At 70.6% G+C, this 26,552-nt stretch carries 18 protein-coding genes and 2 pseudogenes; 11 read left to right on the top strand and 9 right to left on the bottom strand.

Annotation, left to right across the window (positions count from 1 at the left end):
* The first annotated feature begins 2 nt into the window (after positions 1-2).
* On the top strand, positions 3-839 hold the full coding sequence (locus ACWDVB_RS28895) for a carbohydrate ABC transporter permease (protein ID WP_451513042.1): 837 nt from the start codon (positions 3-5) through the stop codon (positions 837-839).
* A gap of 10 nt (positions 840-849) precedes the next feature.
* Here the strand turns inward: ACWDVB_RS28895 and ACWDVB_RS28890 are convergent, their stop codons facing one another.
* Both ACWDVB_RS28890 and ACWDVB_RS28885 read right to left on the bottom strand, forming a co-directional pair.
* Positions 850-2,847: an amylo-alpha-1,6-glucosidase gene (locus ACWDVB_RS28890; RefSeq protein ID WP_451513043.1), complete on the bottom strand. Its 1,998-nt coding sequence runs from the start codon at positions 2,845-2,847 to the stop codon at positions 850-852.
* Positions 2,840-4,264, bottom strand: a complete 1,425-nt coding sequence (locus ACWDVB_RS28885; RefSeq protein WP_451513044.1) for an MGH1-like glycoside hydrolase domain-containing protein — start codon at positions 4,262-4,264, stop codon at positions 2,840-2,842. Before ACWDVB_RS28885 ends, ACWDVB_RS28890 begins: the two co-directional genes overlap by 8 nt.
* A gap of 272 nt (positions 4,265-4,536) precedes the next feature.
* On the opposite strand from ACWDVB_RS28885, the pseudogene ACWDVB_RS28880 reads away from it, so the two are divergent.
* The 3 genes and pseudogenes from ACWDVB_RS28880 to ppdK form a co-directional block, all read left to right on the top strand.
* Positions 4,537-5,169: pseudogene (locus ACWDVB_RS28880) on the top strand (ROK family transcriptional regulator); the annotation flags it as partial.
* Positions 5,170-5,826: 657 nt separating this feature from the next.
* A pseudogene (locus tag ACWDVB_RS28875) lies at positions 5,827-6,465 on the top strand (ROK family protein); the annotation flags it as partial.
* A 428-nt stretch (positions 6,466-6,893) separates the two neighbouring features.
* Complete coding sequence (ppdK, locus tag ACWDVB_RS28870) at positions 6,894-9,647, top strand: pyruvate, phosphate dikinase (protein ID WP_451513045.1); 2,754 nt, start codon at positions 6,894-6,896, stop codon at positions 9,645-9,647.
* A gap of 133 nt (positions 9,648-9,780) precedes the next feature.
* Here ppdK and murJ read toward each other — a convergent pair whose 3' ends face one another.
* From murJ to ACWDVB_RS28855, 3 genes are all read right to left on the bottom strand, one after another.
* A complete protein-coding gene (murJ, locus tag ACWDVB_RS28865; protein WP_451513046.1) occupies positions 9,781-11,463 on the bottom strand; it encodes a murein biosynthesis integral membrane protein MurJ in 1,683 nt (560 codons plus the stop codon).
* A 97-nt stretch (positions 11,464-11,560) separates the two neighbouring features.
* Positions 11,561-13,057 (bottom strand): hypothetical protein, encoded by a 1,497-nt coding sequence (locus tag ACWDVB_RS28860; RefSeq protein WP_451513047.1) that lies wholly within the window; start codon positions 13,055-13,057, stop codon positions 11,561-11,563.
* Positions 13,058-13,130: 73 nt separating this feature from the next.
* Positions 13,131-13,337, bottom strand: a complete 207-nt coding sequence (locus ACWDVB_RS28855) for a hypothetical protein (RefSeq protein ID WP_451513048.1) — start codon at positions 13,335-13,337, stop codon at positions 13,131-13,133.
* Positions 13,338-13,709: 372 nt separating this feature from the next.
* Here ACWDVB_RS28855 and ACWDVB_RS28850 point away from each other — a divergent pair, with 372 nt between their 5' ends.
* Complete coding sequence (locus tag ACWDVB_RS28850) at positions 13,710-14,417, top strand: O-methyltransferase (protein ID WP_451513049.1); 708 nt, start codon at positions 13,710-13,712, stop codon at positions 14,415-14,417.
* Positions 14,418-14,712: 295 nt separating this feature from the next.
* Here the strand turns inward: ACWDVB_RS28850 and dusB are convergent, their stop codons facing one another.
* A complete protein-coding gene (gene dusB, locus ACWDVB_RS28845; protein WP_451513050.1) occupies positions 14,713-15,846 on the bottom strand; it encodes a tRNA dihydrouridine synthase DusB in 1,134 nt (377 codons plus the stop codon).
* Between the two features lie 153 nt (positions 15,847-15,999).
* Here dusB and ACWDVB_RS28840 point away from each other — a divergent pair, with 153 nt between their 5' ends.
* Positions 16,000-17,457: an MFS transporter gene (locus ACWDVB_RS28840; protein ID WP_451513051.1), complete on the top strand. Its 1,458-nt coding sequence runs from the start codon at positions 16,000-16,002 to the stop codon at positions 17,455-17,457.
* A 70-nt stretch (positions 17,458-17,527) separates the two neighbouring features.
* Here ACWDVB_RS28840 and ACWDVB_RS28835 read toward each other — a convergent pair whose 3' ends face one another.
* Positions 17,528-20,122: an eCIS core domain-containing protein gene (locus ACWDVB_RS28835; protein WP_451513052.1), complete on the bottom strand. Its 2,595-nt coding sequence runs from the start codon at positions 20,120-20,122 to the stop codon at positions 17,528-17,530.
* 134 nt (positions 20,123-20,256) lie between these two features.
* Entirely contained in the window at positions 20,257-20,703 is a 447-nt protein-coding gene (locus ACWDVB_RS28830) for a VOC family protein (protein WP_451513053.1), read from the bottom strand.
* 79 nt (positions 20,704-20,782) lie between these two features.
* Between ACWDVB_RS28830 and ACWDVB_RS28825 the strand changes: the two genes are divergently transcribed.
* On the top strand, positions 20,783-21,688 hold the full coding sequence (locus tag ACWDVB_RS28825) for a helix-turn-helix domain-containing protein (RefSeq protein ID WP_451513054.1): 906 nt from the start codon (positions 20,783-20,785) through the stop codon (positions 21,686-21,688).
* Between the two features lie 37 nt (positions 21,689-21,725).
* Here the strand turns inward: ACWDVB_RS28825 and ACWDVB_RS28820 are convergent, their stop codons facing one another.
* Entirely contained in the window at positions 21,726-23,108 is a 1,383-nt protein-coding gene (locus ACWDVB_RS28820) for a glycine--tRNA ligase (protein WP_451513055.1), read from the bottom strand.
* A 154-nt stretch (positions 23,109-23,262) separates the two neighbouring features.
* On the opposite strand from ACWDVB_RS28820, the gene ACWDVB_RS28815 reads away from it, so the two are divergent.
* The 4 genes from ACWDVB_RS28815 to ACWDVB_RS28800 are packed head-to-tail and all read left to right on the top strand — an operon-like array spanning position 23,263 to position 26,481.
* Entirely contained in the window at positions 23,263-24,270 is a 1,008-nt protein-coding gene (locus tag ACWDVB_RS28815; RefSeq protein WP_451513056.1) for a metal ABC transporter substrate-binding protein, read from the top strand.
* Between the two features lie 32 nt (positions 24,271-24,302).
* On the top strand, positions 24,303-25,097 hold the full coding sequence (locus tag ACWDVB_RS28810; RefSeq protein WP_451513057.1) for a metal ABC transporter ATP-binding protein: 795 nt from the start codon (positions 24,303-24,305) through the stop codon (positions 25,095-25,097).
* 20 nt (positions 25,098-25,117) lie between these two features.
* The gene (locus ACWDVB_RS28805) at positions 25,118-26,008 is read left to right on the top strand and encodes a metal ABC transporter permease (RefSeq protein ID WP_451513058.1); all 891 of its coding nucleotides are present in this window, start codon (positions 25,118-25,120) and stop codon (positions 26,006-26,008) included.
* 17 nt (positions 26,009-26,025) lie between these two features.
* Positions 26,026-26,481 (top strand): Fur family transcriptional regulator, encoded by a 456-nt coding sequence (locus ACWDVB_RS28800; RefSeq protein WP_451513223.1) that lies wholly within the window; start codon positions 26,026-26,028, stop codon positions 26,479-26,481.
* The last annotated feature ends 71 nt before the right edge of the window (positions 26,482-26,552 follow it).

The following is a 26,552-nucleotide window of genomic DNA, read 5'->3' as shown; positions in this document are numbered from 1 at the left end:
GGATGGACGACGCCCTGGTCCGGGTGGGCCGCGCGCTGCGGGTCGTACTGCTCATCGCCCTCGCGCTGCTGTTCCTGATCCCCTTCTACCTCCTCGTACGCAACGGCCTCGCGTCCGAGGACGACATCACGTCCCCCGACTGGACCTTCTTCCCCTCCACCCTGCACTGGTCGAACCTCTCCGAGCTCTTCGACGACCCGACCGTGCCGATGGCGCGCGCCCTGCTCAACTCGACGCTGATCGCGGTCGCGACGACCCTCGGCACGCTCGTCCTCGCCTCGCTCGCCGGATACGGTCTTGCGCGCATCCCCTACCGCCACGCCGACCGCGTCTTCTACGCGATCCTCGGCACGATGATGGTCCCGGCCGCCGTCACCTTCGTACCGAGCTTCGTCCTGGTCTCGTCGCTCGGCTGGGTCTCGACCCTGCGCGGCCTGATCGTCCCGACGCTCTTCTCGGCCTTCGCGTGCTTCATCTTCCGGCAGTACTTCCTGGGCTTCCCCCGGGAGCTGGAGGACGCGGCGCGCGTGGACGGGCTCGGCTACTGGCGTACGTACTGGCGTGTGGTCGTCCCGAACTCCCGGCCCGTCTTCGCGGCCGTCGGCACGATCGTGTTCATCGGCGCGTGGAACTCCTTCCTGTGGCCGCTGGTGATCGGCCAGGACCGCGATGCGTGGACGGTCCAGGTGGCGCTGGCCACCTTCACCACGTCGCAGGTCATCCGCCTGCACGAGCTGTTCGTGGCGGCTGCCGTGTCGATCGTGCCGCTGCTGGTGGTCTTCCTGTTCTTCCAGCGGTGGATCGTGGCGGGGGTGGAGAGGTCGGGGATCGACGACTGAGGTCGGGCCGTCACCCGCCAACCGCCGTGAGCAACGCCAGCGGCGCCGCCGCCGAGCGGGATTCCAGGACGCAGGCGTGCGGGTACGGGACCGGTACCGGATACGCCGCCCTGTCGTAGCCCGCGAGGACCTCCGGGAGGCGGCCGCCGGCGGTGGTGGCGGCGGAGAGCAGGCCGTGGGCGACGGTGCGGGCCTCGTCGTGCAGGCCGTAGCGGGCGAGGCCCAGCGCGATCAGCGCGTTGTCGTGCGGCCACACCGAACCGCGGTGGTACGACAGCGGATGGAACGCCGCCTGCCCGGCCGCGACCGTCCGTACGCCCCAGCCCGAGAAGAAGTCCGGCTCCAGGAGCCGCCGGCCCACCGCCTCGCCGTACTCCTTGTCGAGCAGCCCGGACCACAACAGGTGCCCGGCGTCCGAGGCCAGCGCGTCGACCTGGCGGCCCTCGCCGTCCAGGGCGAGCGCGGGAAAGCCCTGCCCCGGCATCCAGAAGTCCCGCTGGAAGCGGTCCCGCAGATCGCCCGCCGCCTGGGCGAGCAGATCCGCGTACACCTCGTCGTGCCAGACGGTCCGCGCGAGCCGGGCGGTGCGGCACAGGGCGTCGTACGCGTAGCCCTGCGCGCCCGCCGCCATGACGGGCCCGCTCGCGCGGCTGCCGTCGGCGGAGCAGATCGCGCCGGGTGAGTCCTTCCAGTTCTGGTTGGCGAGGCCGCCCTTGTCCGCGCGGTAGACGAGGTAGCCGCGCGAGGTGAGTCCGCCGTGGTCGAGCATCCAGCCGACGGCGGCGCGCGCGGCCGGCTCCAGGCGGCGGGCGAGCGCGAGGTCCGCCGTCTGCTCCGTGTACGCGCCGAGCAGCACGAGGAAGAGCGGCGTCGCGTCGACCGAGCCGTAGTAGCGGCCGAACGGCACCTGCCCGAAGTGCGCAAGCTCGCCGTGCCGCACCTCGTGGACGATCTTGCCGGGCTGGGCGACCGCGCCCCCGTGGATCCGGGTGGCCTGCGTCGCGGCGAGCGCGGGCAGCGTCGCGGCGGCCAGGCCCGGTACGTACGGCAGCGCGAAGAGCGAGGTCAGCAGGGCGTCGCGGCCAAGGAGCGTGAGGTACCAGGGCACTCCCGCGCCCGGCACGCTCAGCTCCTCGCCGTCCGGGCCCGTCGCCGGGACCTGGAGCACCGCGAGGTCCGCGAGGCCCCGCGCGCAGGCGTCGGCGAGCGCGGGCCACCGGGTGGGCAGGGTGACGCCGGGCGCGAAGTCCGCCTGCAACGCCTCCAGTTGACGTACCGCCTCGGCGGGCGAGTCGGGCAGGTCGGGCCCGGCCGCCCCATGCGGATACGCGGCGGCACGCAGTGCCACCTCGGTCGAGCCGTGCGGATCGACCTCCAGCGTCCATACGAGGCGACGCGCGCCGCCGCCGGTCTCCTCGACGGCGTCCGGAGCGGGGTCGGCGGTCACCGTCGTCCGCGCCGACCATTCACCCCGCCGGTAGCCGAACTCGACACCCCGCACGCCCTCGCCGTCGCCGCTGTCACCGCCGCCGTCGCCGCCGCCGAGCGGCCGCCGGGACCTGACGGCGCCCGGCTTGGCGTACGTACGGTGATCGGCGCGCAGTTCGAACTGATCGGTGAAGTCGGCGTCCACGGTCAGCGCGAGCCGCACCCGGGTCGGCACCGGGCGGTTGCTCACGACCCGCAGCGACTCGACGAACGCGCCGTCACAGACCGCCTGTTCGCGTACGAGCGTGTACGCGGGCGGCTCCTGGCGGCCGCCGCGCGGTACGAGCACGCAGCGCGCCGCTCCGGTCACGGCGGCCGCGGTCTCCACCGGGGCGAGGACCTCGGGCACGGCCCCGTCGACGGTCAGCTGCCAGCGGCTCAGATGACGCGCGTCCCGTACGAAGAGGCCGTCCGGGCCCGCGCCGCCGCCGCGCGCCCCGCCGACCCCGCTGATGTCGCCGCCCGTGCCGACGGCCACGAATGTCCGTCCCCGCACCAGCAGCCGATGCCGTTCACTCATGCCCCCACCCCTTCTCCCGCGAGCCCCCTGCGGAGAACCCGCCGCGCCGGTCGTGCAGCAGGTCCAGCGTCAGCGCGGCCGTCCAGCCGAAGCCGCGTGCGCCGCATCCCGCGCCGGTGTACGGATCCACGTACTCGGCGAAGCCGGACGCGCCCGCCACGTCGAGCAGGGACTCGCGCAACCCGTCCGCCAAGCTCTCCTCCCCGTGCAGCCGGAGCCCTCTCTCCACAAGCCAGTTGGTGTTGAACCACGCCGGGCCGCGCCAGTAGCGCCGCGGGTCGAAGGCGGGTGCGGTCAGGTCGTGGCTCGGCACGAGCCGGGTCGCGCCGCCGAGCCCGAAGTGCGGGCCGCGGACGGTGCGCACCAGGGCGGCGGCGATGCCGGGCGGCAGCGCGGGCAGCACGAGGGGGATCAGGCCGGTGACGCCGCGTTCGGTGATGAGTTCGCCGGAGCGCAGGTCGCGGCAGAGGAACAGCTCCCTGGCCGGGTCCCACAGGCGGGCCACGAGGGTCTCCGTCAGCTCCCGGGCCCGCTCCTTCCTCGCCCGCGCCCGCTCCGGCGGCTCGCCCAGCTCGTCCCCGATCAGGGCAAGGGCGTACTCCGAGGCGATCAGCAGGGCGTTGAAGGAAGGGTCCTCCACGGAGAACGCGCCGGGGTCGGCGGTGTCGGCATACCCCCGGTCGCGGTACTCCGCGGCGAGCCGCACATACCGCCCGTAGTCCGCGTCGGTCGGCCGGTCCTCGGGCGCCCCGTGGTCCAGGTCGGCGCGGCGGAAGGCACCGGGTGCCGCGGGCTCGACGCGGCCCAACGGTCCGTCCCAGCACGGGCTGTTGTCCATGCCCTGCTCCCACGGGTGCAGCACGGCGGCGAGTCCCGCGCCGCCCGCGTCCCTGGCGTCCAGCAGATAGCGGTGCCAGGCGGTGAGGCGGGGCCGGACGCGGGCGAGGAAGGAGCGGGCCCGGGACAGTCCGGGGTCGGCGCGGTGCACGAGCCAGGCGGCGAGCGCGTGCACCGGGGACTGCACGATGCCGGAGGTCTGCACGCCGCCGGGGGCGCCGGCCGGGCGGCCGGCGGTGGTCGAGCGCCAGAAGTCGGGGCTCGGGAAGTAGGCGTCGAGGGGGACGGCGTCGTTGAACACGATGTGCGGGACGCGGCCGTCGCCCCACTGGGCCGACAGCAGCGTCTCCAGCTCCAACTGGGCGCGCAGCGGGGAGAGATGGCGCAGCCCGATCGCGATGAACGCGGAGTCCCAGGACCACTGGTGCGGATAGAGCGCCCGCGACGGCACGGTCGACGTCCCCGTCCAGTTGGCCCACAGCACCTCGGCCGCGCGCTCCCGCAGCGGATCGGTGGTGCGGCGTGCGGGCGGGTGCGCGGGCGGATGTGCGGGCGGGCGAGTGGTCGTGCTGCGGTCCACGCGGATCTCCCCGAGGGCTGTCGACGTCCCGTCAGTTCCAGGTCGGCCACCATAGAGTTACGCCTACTTAGTACGCAAAACCCAATATGTAACGCTGAGTTGACGAGCACAAGGGGTGCGGGTAAGGAGTGCGGGTGCGGGGCCCGTCGGGCGACCTGAGGTACGGCTCGGGGCGGGACCGCCCGTACGGTGAGCGCCGGACGGATACACGTTCGAACGGGGAGGGGTACATGGGAGGCAGGGGAGACGGCGTCGCCGACAGGGAGCGCGCCATGGCCGCGCAAGGCCCGGCGTCGGCCGCCGCTGAATCGGCGCCCTCCGCCCCCACCACCTCCGCCTCCCGCTCCCGGCCCCGGGCCGCCGCCGGTCAGCCCGGCGCCGGGGAGTTGCTGGAGCTCATACGCACGGGGCGGGCCACCACGCGCGGGGCGCTGCAGGAGGTCACCGGGCTGTCGCGGGCCACGGTGGGGCAGCGGCTCGGGCGGTTGTTCCGGGCCGGGTGGGTGCGGGAGGGCGGCGGGGGGCCGGTGGATTCGCCGCTCGGGGGGCGGCCCGCGATCCGGCTGGAGTTCGACGAGGCGCATGCCGTCGTGCTCGCCGCCGACCTGGAGACCCGGCACGCCCGTACCGCCCTGCTCACCCTCGGCGGCGAGATCATCGCCGAGCGGGCCGGTCCCCTCGCCGTCGAGGACGGGCCCGACGCGGTCCTCGACGAGCTGGGCGCCCGCTTCGGCGAGCTGCTGCGCGAGACCGGGCACCCCGCCGCGTCGGTCTGCGGCATCGGGCTCGCCGTACCTGGTCCGGTCGACACCGGGACGGGCCGCGTCGTCCAGCCGCCGATCATGCCGGGCTGGGACGGCTACGACATACGGGGCCGCCTGCGCCGGGCGGTCGCCGAGCACACGCGACCGGGTACGCGCATGGGCGGCACCCCTGCCACCGAACACGCTCAGCCGAGCACGCGCATGGGCGCCGCCCCTGCCGCCGAGCACGCTCAGCCGGGCACACCCACGCGAGCCGCCCCCGCCACCACACGCACTCAGCCGGGCACACCCACGGAAGCCGCCCCCGCCGCCGAACACACGCCCGCGGGCACACCCACGGGCGGCGCCCCCACCACCACACACACTCAGCCGGACACACCCACGGAAGCCACCCCCGCCACCGAACACGCTCAACCGGGCACACCCACGCGAGCCGCCCCCGCCACCACACACACTCAGCCGGACACACCCACGAAAGCCACCCCCACCGCCGAACACGCTCAGCCGGGCACACCCACGCGAGCCGCCCCCGCCGCCGAACACACGCCCGCGGGCACACCCACGGGCGGCACCCCCGCCACCACACACGCTCAACCGGGCACACCCACGAAAGCCACCCCCGCCACCACACACACTCAGCCGAGTACACCCACCGGAGCCGCCCCCGCCGCCGAACACACGCCCGCGGGCACACCCACGGGCGGCGTCCCCACCAGCCTCCCCATCCCTGCCGACCTCCCCGGCCTCCCCGCTCTCGCCGGGCTTCCCGACCTCCCCGACCTCCCCGACCTCGCCGAGCTTCCCGTCCTCGTCGACAACGACGCCAACCTCATGGCGTACGCCGAACAGCACGCCCACTACCCGGACTGCGCCGCCTTCGCCCTGGTCAAGGTCTCGACGGGGATCGGCGCGGGCGTCGTGGTGGACGGCGCGGTCTACCGCGGCATCGACGGCGGCGCCGGCGACATCGGCCACATCCGGGTGCCCGAGGGAGCGGACGCACTGTGCAAGTGCGGCTCCTACGGCTGTCTCGCCGCCGTCGCCAGCGGCCGCGCCGTGGCCCGCAGACTGACGGAGGCGGGCATACCGGCGGCCTCCGGCTCAGATGTGCGGGCACTCCTCGAGGCGGGGAACCCGGAGGCCGTGGGGTTTGCGCGCGAGGCGGGACGGCAGGTCGGCGAGGTCCTGGCGACCGTGGTGACGCTCCTCAACCCGGGCGTTCTGATGATCGCCGGAGATCTGGCCGGAACTCCCTTCCTCACCGGCGTCCGTGAACTGCTCTACCAGCGGGCGCTGCCCCGCTCCACCGCCCACCTGGACGTCGTCACCTCGCGCCTGGGCGAGCGCGCGGCGCTGATCGGCGCGGGAACACTCGTGGTGGAGCACTTGTACGCCCCGCGGCGGGCGGAGGAGAGGCTCGCCGCGCTGGGCCTGTGACGCGACCCCGAAGCCCGCCTCGCCGCATCTCCCCCAGTGACCGGGAGCGTCCGGATGGTGACATGGAGACGCTTCGGACAGCGTGATTCTCGCCACCCCTGATAGACCTTGCGCTCACATGAGCACTCAAAGCGCGGCTGCACTTCTCCAAGGAGTGGCACTCAGTGCCAATGCTCGATCATTCAGGACGTGAACTCACATCTGAGATCTTTCCGCTCGTTTGAGCGTTTCGCAGGTTCTACGGGGGTTGCGTCTTCAAGAGTTGAAGGCACGCGCCCACGTCCCCCTACCGCTGAGTCACTTTCGATCTAGCGGCGGACGGGTGGTTACGGCCGCATGACGCGCAAGTGGACGTACCCACACGCCTTCGATCTGGGTATGTTCCTCGCCGTCAGGGCAGCCACCGAGTCCTCGAGGAGTCGAGACCCGTGTCGGAAAACAAAGATCTCCACGTAGCTCACACGAGTGAGACGACCGAGGCGACCGAGGGGGTGAAGTTCGTTTACGACTTCACCGAGGGCAACAAGGAACTCAAGGACCTTCTCGGCGGCAAGGGCGCGAACCTCGCCGAGATGACCAACCTCGGGCTGCCCGTCCCTCCGGGCTTCACCATCACCACCGAGGCGTGCAAGACGTACCTCGACAGCGGTGAGGAGCCGGCGGCGCTGCGCGACGAGGTCAGTGCGCACCTCGACGCCCTGGAGAAGAAGATGGGCAAGAAGCTGGGTCAGGCCGACGACCCGCTGCTCGTCTCCGTCCGCTCGGGCGCCAAGTTCTCGATGCCCGGCATGATGGACACGGTCCTGAACATCGGGCTCTCCGACAAGTCCGTCACCGGGCTCACCAAGCAGTCCGGCGACGACCGCTTCGCGTGGGACTCCTACCGCCGGCTCATCCAGATGTTCGGCAAGACCGTCCTCGGCGTCGACGGCGACCTGTTCGAGGACGCGCTGGAGAAGGCCAAGGAGGCCAAGAAGGTCACCGTCGACACGGACCTCGAAGCGGCCGATCTGAAGAAGCTGGTCACCAAGTTCAAGAAGATCGTCAAGACGGAGGCCGGGCGGGACTTCCCGCAGGACCCGCGCGAGCAGATGGACCTCGCGATCCGTTCGGTCTTCGAGTCGTGGAACACCGACCGCGCCAAGCTCTACCGCCGCCAGGAGCGCATCCCGCACGACCTCGGCACGGCCGTCAACGTCTGCTCGATGGTCTTCGGCAACCTCGGCCCCGACTCCGGCACGGGCGTCGCGTTCACCCGCGACCCGGCCAGCGGCCACCAGGGCGTGTACGGCGACTACCTGCAGAACGCGCAGGGCGAGGACGTCGTGGCGGGCATCCGCAACACCGTGCCGCTCGCCGATCTGGAGCAGATCGACAAGAAGTCGTACGACCAGCTCATGCAGATCATGGAGACCCTTGAGACGCACTACAAGGATCTCTGCGACATCGAGTTCACCATCGAGCGCGGCCAGCTGTGGATGCTCCAGACCCGCGTCGGCAAGCGCACCGCCGGTGCCGCCTTCCGCATCGCGACGCAGCTCGTGGACCAGGGTCTGATCGACGAGGCCGAGGCGCTGCAGCGCGTCAACGGCGCGCAGCTCGCCCAGCTGATGTTCCCGCGCTTCGACGACGGCGCCAAGGTCGAGCAGCTCGGGCGCGGGATCGCCGCGTCGCCGGGTGCCGCGGTCGGCAAGGCGGTCTTCGACTCGTACACCGCGATCAAGTGGTCGCGCTCCGGCGAGAAGGTCATCCTGATCCGCCGCGAGACCAACCCCGACGACCTCGACGGCATGATCGCCGCCGAGGGGATCCTGACCTCCCGCGGCGGCAAGACCTCGCACGCCGCCGTGGTGGCGCGCGGCATGGGCAAGACGTGTGTCTGCGGCGCGGAGGACCTGGAGGTCGACACCAAGCGGCGCCGGATGACGGTCGGCACGACCGTCGTCGAGGAGGGCGACGTCGTCTCCATCGACGGCTCGACGGGCAAGGTCTACCTCGGCGAGGTGCCGGTGGTCCCCTCCCCCGTCGTCGAGTACTTCGAGGGCCGCATGCACGCGGGCGCCGACGACGCCGACGAGCTGGTCGCCGCCGTGCACCGGATCATGGCGTACGCGGACCGTGTACGGCGCCTGCGGGTGCGCGCCAACGCCGACAACGCCGAGGACGCGCTGCGCGCCCGCCGCTTCGGCGCGCAGGGCATCGGCCTGTGCCGCACCGAGCACATGTTCCTCGGTGAGCGCCGCGAGATGGTCGAGCGGCTGATCCTCGCCGACGCGGACGACGAGCGCGAGGACGCGCTGAAGGAGCTGCTGCCGCTCCAGAAGCGGGACTTCGTCGAGCTGTTCGAGGCGATGGACGGCCTGCCGGTCACCGTCCGCCTGCTGGACCCGCCGCTGCACGAGTTCCTCCCGGACATCACGGAGCTGTCCGTGCGCGTCGCCCTCGCCGAGTCCCGCAAGGACGCCAACGAGAACGACCTGCGCCTGCTCCAGGCGGTCCACCGTCTGCACGAGCAGAACCCGATGCTGGGCCTGCGCGGTGTGCGCCTCGGCCTCGTCATCCCCGGCCTGTTCACCATGCAGGTGCGGGCCATCGCCGAGGCGGCCGCCGAGCGGAAGAACGCCAAGGGCGACCCGCGCGCGGAGATCATGATTCCGCTCGTCGGCACGGTCCAGGAGCTGGAGATCGTCCGCGAGGAGGCCGAGCAGGTCATCGCGGAGGTGATCGAGTCCACCGGCGTCGACCTGAAGCTCGCGCTCGGCACGATGATCGAGCTGCCGCGCGCCGCGCTGACGGCCGACCAGATCGCGGAGGCCGCCGAGTTCTTCTCCTTCGGTACGAACGACCTCACGCAGACCGTCTGGGGCTTCTCGCGGGATGACGTGGAGGCTTCGTTCTTCACCGCGTACCTGGAGAAGGGCATCTTCGGGGTCTCCCCCTTCGAGACCATCGACAAGGACGGCGTCGGCAAGCTGGTGCGGGACGCGGTCGAGGCCGGCCGCCGGACCCGCCCCGACCTGAAGCTCGGCGTCTGCGGCGAGCACGGCGGCGACCCGGAGTCCGTGCACTTCTTCCACGAGGTGGGCCTGGACTACGTCTCCTGCTCGCCGTTCCGCATCCCGGTGGCCCGCCTGGAAGCGGGCCGCGCGGCCTCACACTCGACGGGCAGCGACCACCGGTAGGCGTTCGGCGCCGGTAGATGCTCCGGGGCTGTCGCCGTGTCCCCGACCCTCAACCGATGCGGCGGCGGCTCCGGTCCACGATGAAGGGGCGGCACCCTGTGCGGGGGTGCCGCCCCTTCGGTGCGGTTGGACCTCAACGCATTCCGGGCAGGCGACGCAATTCGTCGACCTTCATCAGCCGGGCGAGAAGGAGATACCCCAGGGCTGTCACGAGCACTCCGGCAGCCAGTGCCACGGCCGTAGGCCACGTTCCACCACCCAGGTCCGCGCACGCACGCGCTACGACCCAGCCCAGCCCGGCAGCCGGGCCCGCGGCGCAGAACACCTTTGCGTAGGTGCGGCGCAGGCCGCCGTCGTCGATGCGGCCCCCGAGCCGTCTGCGCAGCAGATACGCGGTGAGGGCGAGACCGGCCACGTAGGAGAGGGTGTAGGCCGCGGCCATGCCGACCACCGCCCACCGGGCAGGCAGCAGCAGATGGCAGGCCGTGGCCAGGGCAATGTTCACCCCCGCGATCCAAGCCGCCATGAAGAACGGAGTGCGGGTGTCCTCGAACGCGTAAAAGCCGCGCAGCAGAAGGTACTGGGCAGAGAACGGGATGAGCCCGAGCCCGAACGCCTGCAGCATGTAGCCCAACGGGCGGACCGAGTCGGCGTCCGCCGCTCCGTGGGCGAACAGCAGTGACGCGATCTGCGGCCCCAAGGCGAGGAAGAGGAAGGCAGCCGGCACGATGACCACGCCGCTGATCCGCAGCACCCGGGAGAGGTCCGCGCGCAGATCCGGGATGCGCCCCTCGGCGGCGGCCCGGCTCATACGTGGCAGCAGCGCCGTCACCAGGGACACCGTCACGATCGACTGCGGCAGCATCCAGATGGTCTGCGCGTAGGTGTAGGCCGAGTAGCCCGCGCCGGCCTGCGGCAGCTCCTGGTCGGCGGCGTTGGCGTAGTTCGTGACGACGGTCAGGGCGACCTGGTTGGCCAGGACGAACAGCAGCGTCCACTTCGCCGCGTGGACGCTCTTGCCCAGGCCGGTGCCCCGCCAGTCGAATCGCGGGCGGAACCGGAAACCGGCCGCCCGGGCGAACGGGATCAGCGCCAGGGCCTGTACGGCGATGCCCGTCGTCGTCCCGATCCCCAGCAACCACACCTGGTCGGCGGTGATGTCCTCCACCCGGTCGGGCACCGCCATCAGCCCCAGATAGGCGGCGAACATGCCGACCAGCACGACATTGTTCAGCACCGGGGTCCACATCATCGCGCCGAACTTCTCGCGGGCGTTCAACACCTGCCCATAGATGCTGAACAGGCCGTAGAAGAAGATCTGCGGCAACAGGAACCGGGCGAACGTCACCGTCAGCTGGAACGCCTCATGGCTGTCCGGGGTGTCCCGCATGTACAGGCCCACGATCTGCGGCGCCGCCCACACTGCCAGCGCCGTCCCCACACCCAGCACGCACACCACGAGCGTGACCAACCGCTGCTCGTAGGCCCGACCGCCGTCGGGCTGCGTCGTCCTGGCCCGCACCAGTTGCGGCACCAGCACGGCATTGAGCGCGCCGCCGATCAGCAGCGTGTACAGACTCGTCGGCACCGTGTTCGCCGTGTTGTACGTACTGGCCAGCAAGCCCGTGCCCAGCGCCGCGGCCTGCAGCACCTGACGGATCAGCCCCGTCGCTCGTGACACCACGGTGCCAACGGCCATCAGTAAGGACGAACGAGCCAGCCCGCCCTTGTCCTTCTTCCGCCGGGCGGCATGCCGCCCCCTTCTCTGCTGCTCCTGCGGCATGGTCTGCACCGCGGAGTTCTCCCCCTGCACCATGCCGTCAACTTATGTCCTCGAAGTTCCACGGCCCCAATCTGCCCGCTTCTGCCCAACGGAGCACTCAGGTCAGGTGGCGCTACGTGCGTTACGTGCGTTACGCGATCTCCCGCATCGTCGCCAGTGCGTGGCTGGAGGATTCCACCATGTCGCGGACCATGTCGTCCGGGTGCCTGGGGGCGTGGGGGGAGAGGGAGTTGAGGCTGTAGCCGTCCGGGGCCAGGGTGGTGAGGGTTGTGGCGATGACGTGGCGCAGGTCCGGGAAGGCGGGGGCGGCGGCCAGGGACTTGGCGAGTCCGTCGGTGGGCGTGCCCGTCGCCTCCAGGATCGCGTGCGCCGAGACCGCCTCCACCTCGGCGAGCGCCGCCAGCCTTCGCTCAAGGGTGGGGTTCGGGAGGGCCTTTCGGGCCTTGGCCGCCTCGCGCAGATAGCGGTGCAGGAGCAGGTGGAGCGTGGCGCCCGGCGGTGGGGGCGCGGGGTCGAGCGCCTGGAGGATCGACGTCAGCCAGTCGGCCAGGCCCCGTCCCGCCAGGCCCAGTTCGGGCCAGGTGGTGGCGCGGAGCTGCTCGCCGAGGTAGTGGGCCCGTTCGAAGGCGTTGCGGCCCGATGTCATGGGGTGCGGAGCGTCGACCGGCCCGTATGTGCTCTCCAGTGCGGGGGCGCGGCGTTCCGCGAGGGTGCAGAAGAGCGACAGATGGACGTACACGTGGAAGGCCGCGATGGAGCGGTGCGGGTCCCATCGGTTGGTTCCGGCCAGGCCCGGTGAATTCCAGAGCGAGGTCAACTGCCGTACCTCGTCGGGGAGTCCGTGGTCGTTTTCCACATCGCGTACGAGCAAGGAGTGCGCGTGCCGGAAGTCGTAGAGCTTCTGGTGCAGCGATTCGTGCAGAATATGCTCCGCGACCCACCACGGGTTCGTGAGCAGTTTCTGGTTCAGGAAGAAAATTCCGGCCATTCGGAACTGGGACGTGGAGGATTTCCTCGTCCAGGCACCGACACCAGGGGAAATACCGATCACATGGGTGTGGTGCAGGGCGCTGCGGGACGTCTCGGGAAGGATTTCCCGGAGCAGTTCCGCGGATTTCCGCAGTACCGCGACATCGGCGGGAGTGGGTGCGCAGATCTGGTCGGTGAACTCCCTTGCGATCAGCATCCGGAAAGCCTGCGCGAAGACGTCGTCGCGGCGCTCCGGATGCCAGAACCAGGCCGGGCCCGCCGCCGGGTCGAGGCGCTGCGCCTCGGTGGCGCCCGCCTCCGACGGCCCGTCGGCGGCCCCGGTGTCGAGGTGGTGTGCGGTCGCGTCGAGGATCTCCTCGCAGAGCGCGAGGGGCAGCACGACCTCGGCACCCACCGTGACGCGGGCCAGCGACTGCTGGATGACACAGCGGACGACGGGATCGCCCAGGGCACGGTACTCCTGATGCCGGTCGGCGCCGGCGAGTGCGTCGAGGAGGCGCCGGGCGGCGGGGAGCCGGTCGGCGATCTTCTTCAGACGGTGCAGGTGGGCGCCGCGCATCTGTTCGTGCACATAGGAGCTGTCGCCGAACGGTCGACCCTGCGACAGAACGGCATCGAACGCGGACATCTCTGTCATGGGAATCGACCTCTGCCCTGATCGGTGAACGGTGCGTGATCGGTGCGTGATCGGTGATCGGTGCGTGGAAGGGTCAGACTTCCGCGGCGTGGTCGTGGTCGTGGTGGTCCGGCAACTGCGGCTGGACGACGGCGCGCAGTGCGTCGTGCTGCGCTTGCATCTCCTGGGCTTCCTCCTCCGAGATCTCACGGCCGAAGACGAGGGTCACCGCGGTGAGAGCCTGCGCGGTTTCCGGCTCTTGGGGGGATTCCGGTTCCTGGGGGGATTCCGATTCGCTCATGACGACTCCGTTCAAACGGAAAGGAAGAGTCTCCTTCGACAGGCAATCTACGAGCGGAGTTCGGGGTGGTCAACGAGAACAGGTGGTTCGAATTCTGGTCGCCCGCCGGAACAAGCCACGCGATTTTAATGGCCAAAGCTCATCACGGGTGGGCCGCCAGGGGATGGTGTGCGCCATGGTTCGGCTGAGCACGGTGCCGACGCCGAGCTATACCTTGAAATCGTCCCAAAATGTACGGCGCCTCTGCCTGTGGAGATCGTTTCCCTTCCTGTTCCGGTCTGTCGTTAACGGCACGATTACGAAAGGTGATAGTTCCGGCCCATGGGCTACGGTCCTCATGACTGAGCGGGAGGAAAGGAGAAAGAGGCCATCATGACTCAATTCGATTTTCCGCAGGGCCAAGGCGAACAGGCGCGAAGGACCGCGCGTCCGAGCCGGGTCACCCTGACCTTCGACCACCCTCTGACCACGGCCGAGGTGGACCGGCTCCAGCGGAGCACCGACGCACAGGCCGCCGTGCGGGTGCCGCCCGGCGTCGCCCTGGCCCACGACCGCGAACGGGAACTGGGGTTCGACAAGTCGTCGGACCCCGAGGTCGGCGCGCTCCTCGCCGTACTCGCGGCGGCGGTGCCCGCGGGCGGGCGCATCCTGGAGACGGGGACCGGGGCGGGGATGGGCCTGGCCTGGATCGCGCACGGGCTCGGGGCGCGCGAGGACGTCGAGGTGCTCAGCGTGGAGCTGGACGCCGAGCGGGCCGCGGCGGTGCGCGCCGCGGGGCTGCCGCCCGGGGTGTCCGTCCTGGTGGGCGACGCCCTTGAACTCATCGCCGACCAGGGCACGTTCGATCTCGTCTTCGCCGACACCCCGAGCGCCAAGACGACGGGCCTCGCCGACGTCGTCGACGCTGTGCGGCCCGGCGGCACGCTGCTGATCGACGACATCGCCGACGCCACCCACCCCGAGAGCTACACCCGGATCACCGCCCTGCGCGAGCGGCTCTTCGGCGACCCCCGCCTGGTCGTCGCCGAACTCACCTGCGCCACCGGCATGTTCCTGGCCACGCGACGCCGACCGAACTGACGCCTACGCGCCGGTCGGCCCACCGGCGGCGCACCGAGCGGACCACCGGCCGCGCGCCGAGCAGCCCGACGGCCACGCGCCGGGCGGACCGCCAGCCACGCGCCGGTCGGATCGATGGTCGCGCACCGGACGGACCACCGGTCGCACGCCGAGCGGACCGACGGCCGCGCACCGGACGGACCACCAGCCACGCGCCGGACGGACCACCAGCCACACGCCAGACGGACCACCAGCCGCGCGCCGAGCGGACCGACGGCCGCGCACCGGACGGACCGGCAGCCACGCGTCGGGCTGATCAGCCCCCCGACGTGTCCAGCTCCGCTTCCTCGCTCACGCCCGCGCAGTCGTACGGGTCCTTCAGCCAGCCGTCCGGCAGGACCACGCGGTTGTTGCCGGACGTACGGCCGCGTGGGCCGTCCGCGCCCGTCGGCCACTCCTGGTCGAGGTCGAGCTCACCGAGCCCGTCCTCCAGTTCGGCCAGCGAGGAGGTGATCGCGAGACGCTTGCGCATCTCCGAGCCGACCGCGAAGCCCTTCAGATACCAGGCCACATGCTTGCGGAAGTCGATGACGCCGCGCGACTCGTCGCCGATCCACTCGCCGAGCAGCGTCGCGTGGCGGAGCATCACGGCCGCGACCTCGCGCAGGCCCGGCGCCTCGGGCGCGCCCGTGCCCTCGAAGGCCGCCACCAGGTCACCGAAGAGCCAGGGGCGGCCGAGGCAGCCGCGGCCGACGACGACGCCGTCGCAGCCCGTCTCGTCCATCATGCGGACCGCGTCGGCGGCCGACCAGATGTCGCCGTTGCCGAGCACCGGGATCTCCGGCACATGCTCCTTGAGGCGGGCGATGGCGTCCCAGTCGGCCGTGCCGCCGTAGTGCTGGGCGGCCGTGCGGCCGTGCAGGGCGATCGCCGTGACGCCCTCCTCGACCGCGATGCGGCCCGCGTCCAGGAACGTGATGTGGTCGTCGTCGATGCCCTTGCGCATCTTCATGGTCACGGGGAGGTCCCCGGCGCCGCTGACGGCCTCACGGAGGATGGCGCGGAGCAGAGGACGCTTGTACGGAAGCGCCGAGCCGCCGCCCTTGCGGGTCACCTTGGGGACCGGGCAGCCGAAGTTCAGGTCGATGTGATCGGCCAGGTCCTCCTCCGCGATCATGCGGACGGCCTTGCCGACGGTCGCCGGGTCGACGCCGTACAGCTGGATCGAGCGCGGCTTCTCCGTCGCGTCGAAGTGGACCAGCTGCATCGTCTTCTCGTTGCGCTCCACCAGGGCGCGCGTCGTGATCATCTCGCTCACGAAGAGACCCTTGCCGCCGGAGAACTCCCGGCACAACGTCCTGAACGGCGCGTTCGTGATGCCCGCCATGGGGGCGAGCACGACGGGCGGCTGCACGGTGTGCGGGCCGATGGACAGGGGCTGGGACGGCATCGCGGCTCTCCGGGACGGACGACGGGACCCTCCATTGTCCCTCACTCCCGCGACAGCTCCGCCAGCCGTCCTCCCTGTGCCGGCTCCGCCAGCCAACCTGAGCGGCCGGGCCGGGCCGGGCCGAAATCCTTCCGGAAAGCTACCGTCGAATACATGCCCGATGAACTTACCCACCGCCGACGGCTGCTCGTCCTCGCGATCTGCTGCATGAGCCTGCTGATCGTCAGCCTCGACAACACCGTCCTGAACGTCGCCCTCCCCACCATGCGCGAGGAGTTCGACGCGAGCGTCTCGGGCATGCAGTGGACCATCGACGCGTACACGCTCGTCCTCGCCTCGCTCCTCATGCTCGCCGGCTCCACCGCCGACCGCATCGGCCGCCGCAAGGTCTTCCAGGCGGGCCTGATCGTCTTCACCCTCGGTTCGGTGCTCTGCTCACTCGCACCCAACCTCGAATCCCTCGTGGCGTTCCGCATGATCCAGGCGGTGGGCGGCTCGATGCTCAACCCCGTCGCCATGTCGATCATCACCAACACCTTCACCGAACCGCGCGAGCGCGCCCGCGCCATCGGCGTCTGGGGCGGCGTCGTCGGCATCTCCATGGCGGCGGGCCCGCTGATCGGCGGGCTCCTCGTGGACACGGTCGGCTGGCGCTCGATCTTCTGGATCAACCTGCCGGTCGGCCTCGCCGCGCTCTTCCTGACCATGCGGTACGTCCCCGAGTCCCGCGCCCCTCGGCCCCGCCGCCCCGACCCGATCGGGCAGCTCCTGGTGATCGTGCTGCTCGGCGCGCTGACGTACGCGATCATCGAGGCGCCCACCATCGGCTGGACGTCACCGCTGATCCTCGCCTTCGCCGGCGCGGCGCTGCTCGCCCTGCTCGGCCTGCTCGCCTACGAACCGCGCCGCGCCGATCCCCTCATCGACCTGCGTTTCTTCCGGTCGGCGCCGTTCAGCGGGGCCACGGTGATCGCGGTGTGCGCCTTCGCGTCGCTGGGCGGCTTCCTCTTCCTGTCGACGCTGTTCCTCCAGGACGTACATGGCCTCGACGCGCTGCACGCGGGGCTGTGGATGCTGCCGATGGCGGCCATGACATTGGTCTGCGCGCCGCTCTCGGGCCGCCTGGTCGGCAGCCGCGGGCCGCGCCTGCCGCTGCTCGTCGCGGGGGTGGCGATGACGGTCTCGGGCGTCCTCTTCGCCGCGTTCGAGGCGGAGAACGAGGTCGGCACGCGCTTCGTCGGCTACGTCCTCTTCGGTCTCGGCTTCGGCTTCGTCAACGCCCCTATCACCGACACCGCGGTCGCCGGAATGCCCCGCGCCCAGGCGGGCGTCGCCGCGGCGGTCGCCTCCACCAGCCGCCAGATCGGCCAGACGCTGGGCGTCGCGGTGATCGGCGCGGTCCTGGCGTCGGGCGTCGCGTCGTCCTCGTACGCGACCGACTTCACCGAGGCGAGCCGCCCCGGCTGGTGGATCATCGCGGGCTGCGGCTTCGCGGTACTGGTGCTCGGGGCGCTGACGAGCGGACGGTGGGCGCGGGGGACCGCCGAGCGGACGGCGGAGCGGCTGGCAGGGGCGGACACGGGACCGGACCGGGCGTCACAAACGGCCTGACCATCCGCGGTCCGCCGTCTGCCATCCGCCGTCCGCCATCTGCCAACCGCCGTGGCAGGGCCAGTGGCCGTCAGCCCTTTTCCTGTGCGGCGCTCCTGGCGATCTCCAGTGCACGGGACTGCGTGAGGTGGGCATCACCGACCGATCTCGGATAGGCGGTTCCGACGATCCGCAGGTGATTCTCCACCAGTGCGACGAGTTGGCTTTCGGTGGCTTCTCCGGGAACGTCCAGGAGCTTCATCAGGTACGCCTGGAGATACCCACGCTGTAGCGGAACAGAGCCGTCTTCGTGTTTCCGCAGGTCCTTCCTGACGGTACCTTCCCCCTTACCTCCCGTGTCCGCGGACTCCAGGGTCGCTCCGGGGATGTAATTGATATAGGTGAGGAGCGCGTTGATCGCTTTCTGGAGAACCAGCGGCTGCCGCCTCATGGAGATCTCGTCACCCTGGGAGGCCGCGCGCGAGACATTCCCCAGGGCTGCCGCGAGCGCCTGGAAGTCGGCCTTGGCCGTTGCCAGCCGTTGCAGCTGATGTCTGCCTTGATCGTCATCGGCAGGCCGGAACGCCTGGCCTACGGTGCTCTCCATGTGCTGGGCCTCGTTGAAGGCATGCGTGACGATGAAGTACGCCGCCTCATCGAGGGTGCGTCCGATGAGTCCCTTGCGGATGCTGTCCATGTGGGCGATCCACGCAGTGGTGTGCGCCCCCATGGTGCTGGAGAAGGGGGAAGGACTACGACCCTCGGAATGAAGTGCACTGATCCGGCCGCCCTCCACCTCGATCTGAGAGGTGAGATATTGCCTCTCGGAATCCTGTTCCGGCTGTGCGGCATTCCCCTGGGGGGTGGCCTGTGCCGAGGAGCCCGTACGGGATGAACTGGTCGGTCCGGCGGCGCCTCCCAGGGTCGCCGCCTCCATCATTTCGGCCAGATCGGTCATGGTCGCGCTCAGTTTGGCCGTGCTCCGGCTGACCCGTCCCTGCGTAGGGGCAGGGGGCTGCGGAACGGGCGGCACCTTCCCTCCGTTGAACTCCAGAGCCCGCGCCAGCTGCGACCACGTGTCGCATTCGGTCTTGAGAGTGCCGGAGGAGTGCTTGTCGTTGTGCGCTCCTCTCGCGTAGAGACCTTCGATGTTCTGGGTACTGGATGCCAACCGGTCAAGGTAGAAATACCTGTTCTCCTGCCTCCGGCCCTCTATTACGGGACCGATTTCCGTATTGAATGCGGTCACTGCCGCTTCCTGACTTCCGAGGACGCTCGCGATCCCGCCCGGGTAGGCCATTTCCACAGACATCAGGTGCTGCCCGATGATGGTCTCCGCCCGTGCCGCCGGGGGCAGATCCGGGTTCATCCCTGGCGCGAGCCTGGCCAGGACGGCCGGATCGTGCTCGGTGGCGACGATCGCGACCCCGTCCCGGTCCATGAGTTTCCATATCGCTTCCTTGACAGCTTCCGGATTCGACGCATTACCGGAGAAGGCCGCAGACAGGACCTGGTTTGATCCGGCCTCCGCCTTCCCTTTTCCTGCGGCTCCTTGCGAGACTGCCGCCACATTCATCGTGGTGAACGGGATGAGCTCACGGAAGTGCAGAAATTCCCCCACCATCTTCTGGACGAGGGGGAACTGCCGCGCCGGTGAATCATTCCCGGCCAGCAGAGAAGCGATGGTCGCCTCCAAGGCCGCGTACGCACTCTGACATTCAGCCCTTTTGTCCTCCGGAAGATCGCCGATCGCTTTCGCGCCGGGGAGGTCGAGGGTCTTCCGGGCGAGCTCCTGGAGATTGGCCGCGGCTTGCTGCGGGCTTCGGTTCACCACGGCCCTCTTGACCGCTTCCTGCTGGACGACGAAAGCAGTGGAGTGGTCACCCATGGTGTTGGAGTACGGCGACTTGGGCCGTCCCGCGAAGTGGATCTCCGAGACGGCCTCGCCGTCCACCGAGTCCACCTGGGCGGCGACCGCCCGCTGCACCGTACCCACGTCTCCGGACGGGCTCGGCGACCTACGCTCCGGAGCGGATACGGACACGGACGCGGGCACGGACGCGGACACGGACGCGGACACGGACGCGGGCACGGACGCGAGCACGTTCGCGGACGCGGACATGACGCGCGTGGCGTTCGTCTCGGCCTCGCGTTCGTAACGGTCGGCGGGGTCGGAGATCCTGAGGCCGTCCCCGCTGTCGGTACCGGCGACGGGGCCTTGGCGCTGCTGGATGACGTGGGTGAGTTCGTGGGCGAGGGTGTGCGCGTCGTCGCCCCCTTGCCCGATGACGATGTGGCTGCCGCTGGTGTAGGCACGGGCGCCGACTTCGGCGGCGGAGGCTCTGGCGGCCGTGTCGTTGTGGATACGGACGTCGGAGAAGTCGGCGCCGAGCCTGCTCTCCATGTCGGTGCGGGTGGCGTCGTCCAGGGGGCGTCCGGCGGTGCGCAGGACGGCATGGACGGCGGAGCGCTGGACCGCGGGCTGCTCGTCCTGCTGGTGGCCGGCCTGACGGAGCAGCTGGACCACGGCGGCGTTGCCGGCCGTGGCCTGAAGGCTCAGCAGACCGTGCGGATCATGCGGACCCTGCGGGCCGTGCGGATCGTGCGGCGGCGCGGGTGACGGGCTGTGGGCCGGGGTGCGGCCGCTGCCGGTTCCGGCGCCCCGGACATTCTGGTGATCGTGCAAAGGAGCCTCGCCTCTGGTGCGGTTTCGTCGACTCTTCGTGCATACGCGGCGAGGGGCACCGATGCCCAGGTACGGGCGGGCAGTGTGAACTGACCGGACGGGCACCGTCGTAGGCGCCCAGGGCGCAACACGCCCTAGAGTCCCTCCCCCGTGGGCCGGTGCTCCACGTACTCGATCAGCGTGCCGTCCCGGTGGCGGGCCGTGAAGCCGGAACCGGTGGGGACCTTGACCAGGGGGTCGGTGATCTCGGCGCCCTCGGCCGCCAGCCGGTCCAGGTACGCCTGCGCCGAGTCGACGAGCAGCGTGCCGTTCGTGGCGCGGAAGGGGGCCAGGGTCTCCTCCGTGCCCTCGATCAGGAGGAACGGCCCGACCGCGGCGAGGGCGAGGTTCCGTTCCGGGTACGTGAACCACATGTCGCGTTCCGTGCCGAGCAGGCGCTCGTACGAGGCCGCGACGGCGTCCAGGGTGCCGGGGCCGGTGTAGACGCGGATGAGGGCGCGGGGTTCGGTGAGGCCGGAGGAGTCGTTGTGGCGGCGCCACATCGTGGGGGTGGGGCTCGCGGGGCTTGTCGTCTCGGTCATGGGTTCAGCCTCCGTCCCCCGGGCGGCCCCGGCCAGACAGGCGTCTGTAGGGGTGAGTCCAGGTCATAGGCTTGGGCGCATGGCTACAGCGGCTGCGGTGCGAGAGGCGGCGGTCAGGCGCGAGTTGGGCGGTTTCCTGCGGGCCCATCGCGAGCGGCTGAGCCCCGGCGAGGTGGGGCTGCCGAGTACGGGTCGTAGGCGTACGTCGGGGCTGCGGCGCGAGGAGGTCGCCGTGCTGTCGGGTGTCTCCGTGGCCTGGTACACGTGGCTGGAGCAGGGCCGCGTGGACACCTCGCGGCAGGTCCTGAACGCCGTGGCCCGCACGCTGCGTCTCGATGGCGCGGCCCACCGGCACGCGCTCGCGCTGGCGGGTTTCACCGCGCGACCGCAGGAAGCAGAGGCCGAAGCGGATGCTGAACAGGAAGCAAGGGCCGAAGCGGACGCTGAAGCGGATGCCGCCCGCGATCCGAACCTCCGCGCCGTCCTCGACAGTTGGCCCGCCAGCCCGGCCCTCCTCCTCGGCCCCGCGCTGGACATCCTCGCCTGGAACCGCGCGTACGCCGAGCTGTGGCCGGACCCCGCCACGCTGCCCGAGGAGCGGCGCAATCTGCTGCTCCTGCTCGTCGGCGACGCACGGCATCAGCGGCTGCTGCCCGGCTGGGAGCCGGTGGCCATGGACCTGTACCGGCACTTCCGCACCCGCGCCGACCGGCGCCCCCAGGCGGCGGCCCTCCGGAACACCGCCGCCCGACTGCACGCCGAGCGCCCGGACTTGGCGGCGTGGTGGGCCTGCCGCTCGGTGGGCGACTTCGCCTCACGGACGGTCGAGATCACCCCGGGGGACGGGACCGCGCCCCGCGCGTACGGCATGACGCTGCTGCTCGCACCGCAGCCGCAGGACGACGCCGCGATTCTCGTACAGACGCCCGGCCCCGGAAACGGTCCCGGAAACGGTCCCGGAAACGGGAAGCCCCCGGCTCCGTAACCGGAACCAGGGGCTTCCCGCTGAAGGCGTACGCCCGTCAGCAGCCCACGAGCCGCGTCGCGAGGTAGCCCTCGATCTGGTCGAGGGAGACGCGCTCCTGCTTCATCGAGTCGCGCTCGCGCACGGTCACGGCGTTGTCGTCGAGGGTGTCGAAGTCGACGGTGACGCAGTACGGCGTGCCGATCTCGTCCTGGCGGCGGTAGCGGCGGCCGATGGCGCCCGCGTCGTCGAACTCGATGTTCCAGTTCTGCCGGAGGGCGCTGGCCAGGCCCTTGGCCTTCGGCGACAGCTCCGGGTTGCGGGAGAGCGGCAGGACCGCGACCTTCACCGGGGCGATGCGGTGGTCGAAGCGCATGACCGTCCGCTTCTCCAGCTTGCCCTTGGCGTTGGGCGCCTCGTCCTCGATGTAGGAGTCGAGGAGGAAGGCGAGCATCGTGCGGCCGACACCGGCCGCGGGCTCGATGACGTACGGAGTCCAGCGCTCGCCGGCCTCCTGGTCGAAGTAGGACAGGTCCTGGCCCGACGCCTTGGAGTGTGCGGTCAGGTCGTAGTCCGTGCGGTTGGCGACGCCTTCCAGCTCGCCCCACTCGTTGCCGCCGAACTGGAAGCGGTACTCGATGTCAGCGGTGCGCTTGGAGTAGTGGGAGAGCTTCTCCTTCGGGTGCTCGAACCACCGCATGTTCTCCTCGCGCAGGCCCAGGCCGGTGTACCAGTTCCAGCGCTGCTCCATCCAGTATTCCTGCCACTGCTCGTCCTCGCCCGGCTTGACGAAGAACTCCATCTCCATCTGCTCGAACTCGCGGGTGCGGAAGATGAAGTTGCCGGGCGTGATCTCGTTGCGGAAGGACTTGCCCATCTGCGCGATGCCGAAGGGCGGCTTGCGGCGCGAGGTCTGCTGCACCTGGCCGAAGTTGGTGAAGATGCCCTGCGCGGTCTCGGGGCGCAGATAGGCGACGGAGCCGCTGTCCTGCGTGGGGCCGAGGTGCGTGGCGAGCATGCCGGAGAACTGCTTGGGCTCGGTGAACTGGCCCTTGGTGCCGCAGTTGGGGCAGTTGATGTCCGCCAGGCCGTTGGCCGGGGGACGGTTGTGCTTGGCCTCGTAGGCCTCTTCCAGGTGGTCGGCGCGGTGGCGCTTGTGACAGGAGAGGCACTCGGTGAGCGGGTCGGAGAAGGTCGCGACATGGCCGGAGGCCTGCCAGACCTCGCTCGCCAGGATCACCGACGAATCGATGCCGACGACGTCCTCGCGCGAGGTGACCATGTAACGCCACCACTGGCGCTTGAGGTTCTCCTTCAGCTCGACGCCCAGGGGTCCGTAGTCCCAGGCGGCGCGCTGGCCGCCGTAGATCTCGCTACAGGGGAAAACGAAGCCACGGCGCTTGCTCAGGCTGACGATGGTGTCGATCTTGTCGGCGGCCACGGTGCTCTCTTCATAAGACGGTGGGCGAGGCGAATGCCTCAGGTTACCGGCGGCCTGACCCCCCTAATCAAATCGGTTCCCGGCAGGGGCCTCGGCGGAGGTCACACCGACCGCTTGTTGACAATCGTTTCCACATTTGTTGAAAATGAGTGTCATGAACGTACGACGACGCCTCATACCCACCGCCGCCCTCGCCTCCGCGACGGTCCTCGGCCTCACGGCGCTGACCGCCTGCTCCTCCTCCGCCGCGGACGACAAGGACGGCAAGCTCGACGTGGTGGCGTCGTTCTACCCCATGCAGTACCTCGCGGAGCAGATCGGCGGCGGCCACGTCTCCGTCACCAACCTCACCGAGCCCGGCCAGGAGCCGCACGACCTCGACGTCTCCGCCAAGCAGCGCGGGCAGCTGGAGGAGTCCGACGTCGCCGTGTACCTCAAGGGCCTCCAGCCCGCCGTGGACGACGCGATCGACCAGTCCGGCATCAAGACCAAAGTCGACGCCGCCTCCCTCACCAGCATGGAGAAGCACGGCGACGAGGTCGACGGGCACGGCCACGAGGAAGAGGGCCACGAGGAAGAGGGTCACGAAGGCCACGACCACGGGCACGACCACGAGGGCTCCGACCCCCACATCTGGCTGGACCCGGTGAAGTACGCCGAGGTCGCCGAGGGTGTCGGCAAGGCCCTGGAGAAGGCCGACCCGGACAACGCGGCGACGTACAAGAAGAACACCGCGAAGCTCGTGAAGAACCTCGATGGCCTGAACAAGCGCTTCGAAGACGGCCTGAAGAACACCAAGGGCGCCAAGGGCGCCAAGCCGGACTCCAAGGTCTTCATCACCACCCACGCCGCCTTCGGCTACCTCGCCGAGCGCTACGGCCTCATCGAGGAGGCCATCAGCGGCCTGGACCCCGAGGCCGAGCCGAGCGCCAAGCGCGTCAAGGACCTCCAGAAGATGGCGGAGGAGGACGGCGTCACCACGGTGTTCTACGAGACGCTCGTCAGCGACAAGACGGCCAAGACCCTGGCGAAGGACGCGAACCTCAAGACTGATGTACTCGACCCGATCGAGGGCATCACCGACAAGTCCAAGGGCGACGACTACATCCAGGTCATGGAGTCCAACCTCAAGGCCCTGCAGAAGGCCCTGGGCGCCAAGTGACCCCACCCCCTGTGGCTACGGAGGCACGAGCCATGACCAAGTCCGCTGATTCGTCCCGTGACTCGGGTGAGCCCGTCATATCCCTGCGCAAGGTGACGGCCGAGCTCGGCTCGCGCCCCGTGCTGCGCGGCATCGACCTCACCGTGGGGCGCGGCGAGGTCGTCGCCCTGCTCGGCGCCAACGGCTCCGGCAAGTCCACCGCGGTGCGCACGGTCATCGGCCAGGTCCCCGTCACCGGCGGTGAGATCGACCTCTTCGGCACCCCGCGCCGCCGCTTCCGCGACTGGGCGCGCGTCGGGTACGTCCCGCAGCGCACCACCGCCGCGGGCGGCGTCCCCGCCACGATCAGCGAGGTCGTCACCTCCGGGCGCCTGGCCCGCACCCGCTTCGGCGTGCTCCGCAAGGCCGACCGCGCGGCCGTGGCCCGCGCCATCGACCTGGTGGGCCTCGCCGACCGCGCCAAGGACTCCGTGAACGCGCTCTCCGGCGGCCAGCACCAGCGGGTGCTGATCGCCCGCGCGCTGGCCTCCGAACCGGAGTTGCTGATCATGGACGAGCCGATGGCGGGCGTCGACCTGGCCAGCCAGGAGGTCCTCGCGGCCACCCTGCGCCGACAGGTGGCGCAGGGCGCCTCCGTGCTGCTCGTCCTCCACGAACTGGGTCCCCTGGAGCCGCTGATCGACCGCGCCGTGGTCCTGCGCGACGGCTGCGTGATGCACGACGGGCCGCCCCCGCACGCGGTCGGCCAGCACGCCCTGCCGGGCCACGACCACGTACATCCGCACACCGCAGACGCGGAGCCGGTCCGTACCGGCCTGCTCACCTAAGGACCCTAAGGACCACGGCGATGGAAATCCTCGACTACGCCTTCATGCAGCGGGCGCTGCTCGCCGCCGTCCTGGTCGGCATCACCGCGCCCGCCGTCGGCATCTACCTCGTCCAGCGCCGCCAGGCCCTGATGGGCGACGGCATCGGCCACGTGGCGATGACCGGCGTGGGCCTCGGCTTCCTGCTCTCGGCGTCGCCGGTGTGGATGGCGACGGCGGTCGCGATCGTCGGCGCCGTCGTGATGGAGCTGATCCGCTGGTACGGGAAGACGCGCGGCGACATCGCCCTCGCGATGCTGTTCTACGGCGGTATGGCGGGCGGTGTGATGTTCATCAACCTCGCCCCCGGCGGGTCGAACGCGAACCTCCAGTCGTACCTCTTCGGCTCCCTCTCGACAGTCTCCGAGGAGGACGTCACGGCGATCTGTCTGCTCGCCGCCTTTGTGGTCCTGGTCACGGTCGGGCTGCGCCGGCAGCTCTTCGCCGTCAGCCAGGACGAGGAGTTCGCGCGCGTGACCGGTCTTCCGGTGCGGGCGCTGAACCTGCTGACGGCGGTGACCGCGGCGGTCACGGTCACCGTCGCCATGCGGGTCGTGGGGCTGCTCCTGGTCTCCGCGCTGATGGTGGTGCCGGTGGCGGCCGCCCAGCAGCTCACCCGGAGCTTCAGGGCGACGTTCGTGGTCTCGGTGGCGATCGGCGTCGCGGTGACGATCGGCGGCACGGCGACCTCGTACTACCAGGACGTGCCGCCCGGCGCGACGATCGTGCTGCTCACCATCGGTGTCTTCATCGCCCTGACGGTGCTCGCGACGCCGCTGGCCAGGCGCAGGGCGCGGGCCGCGGCCGCCGCGCGGGCGGCCGGTGACCCCGCGGAGTGCTCGGTCCCGGCGCAGCCGATGGCCAGGACCTGACCCTGGTCCCTGCCGACCTGGCACAATGGCCCGGCAGGCCCAGACCAGAGCGCAGACGCGAGGAGACAACCGTGGGAGCCCCGGTTCGAGGCAGGTCCACCCGCCAGCGTGCGGCGGTGGCCGCGGCACTCGACGACGTGGACGAGTTCCGCAGTGCGCAGGAGCTGCACGACATGCTCAAGCACAAGGGCGACTCGGTCGGACTGACCACGGTCTACCGCACGCTCCAGTCGCTGGCGGACGCCGGTGAGGTCGACGCGCTGCGCACCAGCGAGGGCGAGACGGTCTACCGCCGCTGCTCGACCGGCGATCACCACCACCACCTGGTGTGCCGCGTCTGCGGCAAGGCGGTCGAGGTCGAGGGCCCGGCGGTGGAGACGTGGGCCGAGGCGATCGCCGCCGAGCACGGCTTCGTGAACGTGGCGCACACGGTGGAGATCTTCGGGACGTGCGTGGACTGCGCGAGCAAGTAGCGGTACGTACGTGAGTGAGGGCCCACGAGCCTCCAGGGCCGTCCGCAGGGCGCCGACGAGGCCCCGGTACG

The organism is Streptomyces sp. NPDC003379 (assembly GCF_053589195.1).
The sequence above is the reverse complement of the archived record's forward strand: the minus strand, read 5'-3'. Positions and strand labels throughout refer to the sequence as shown.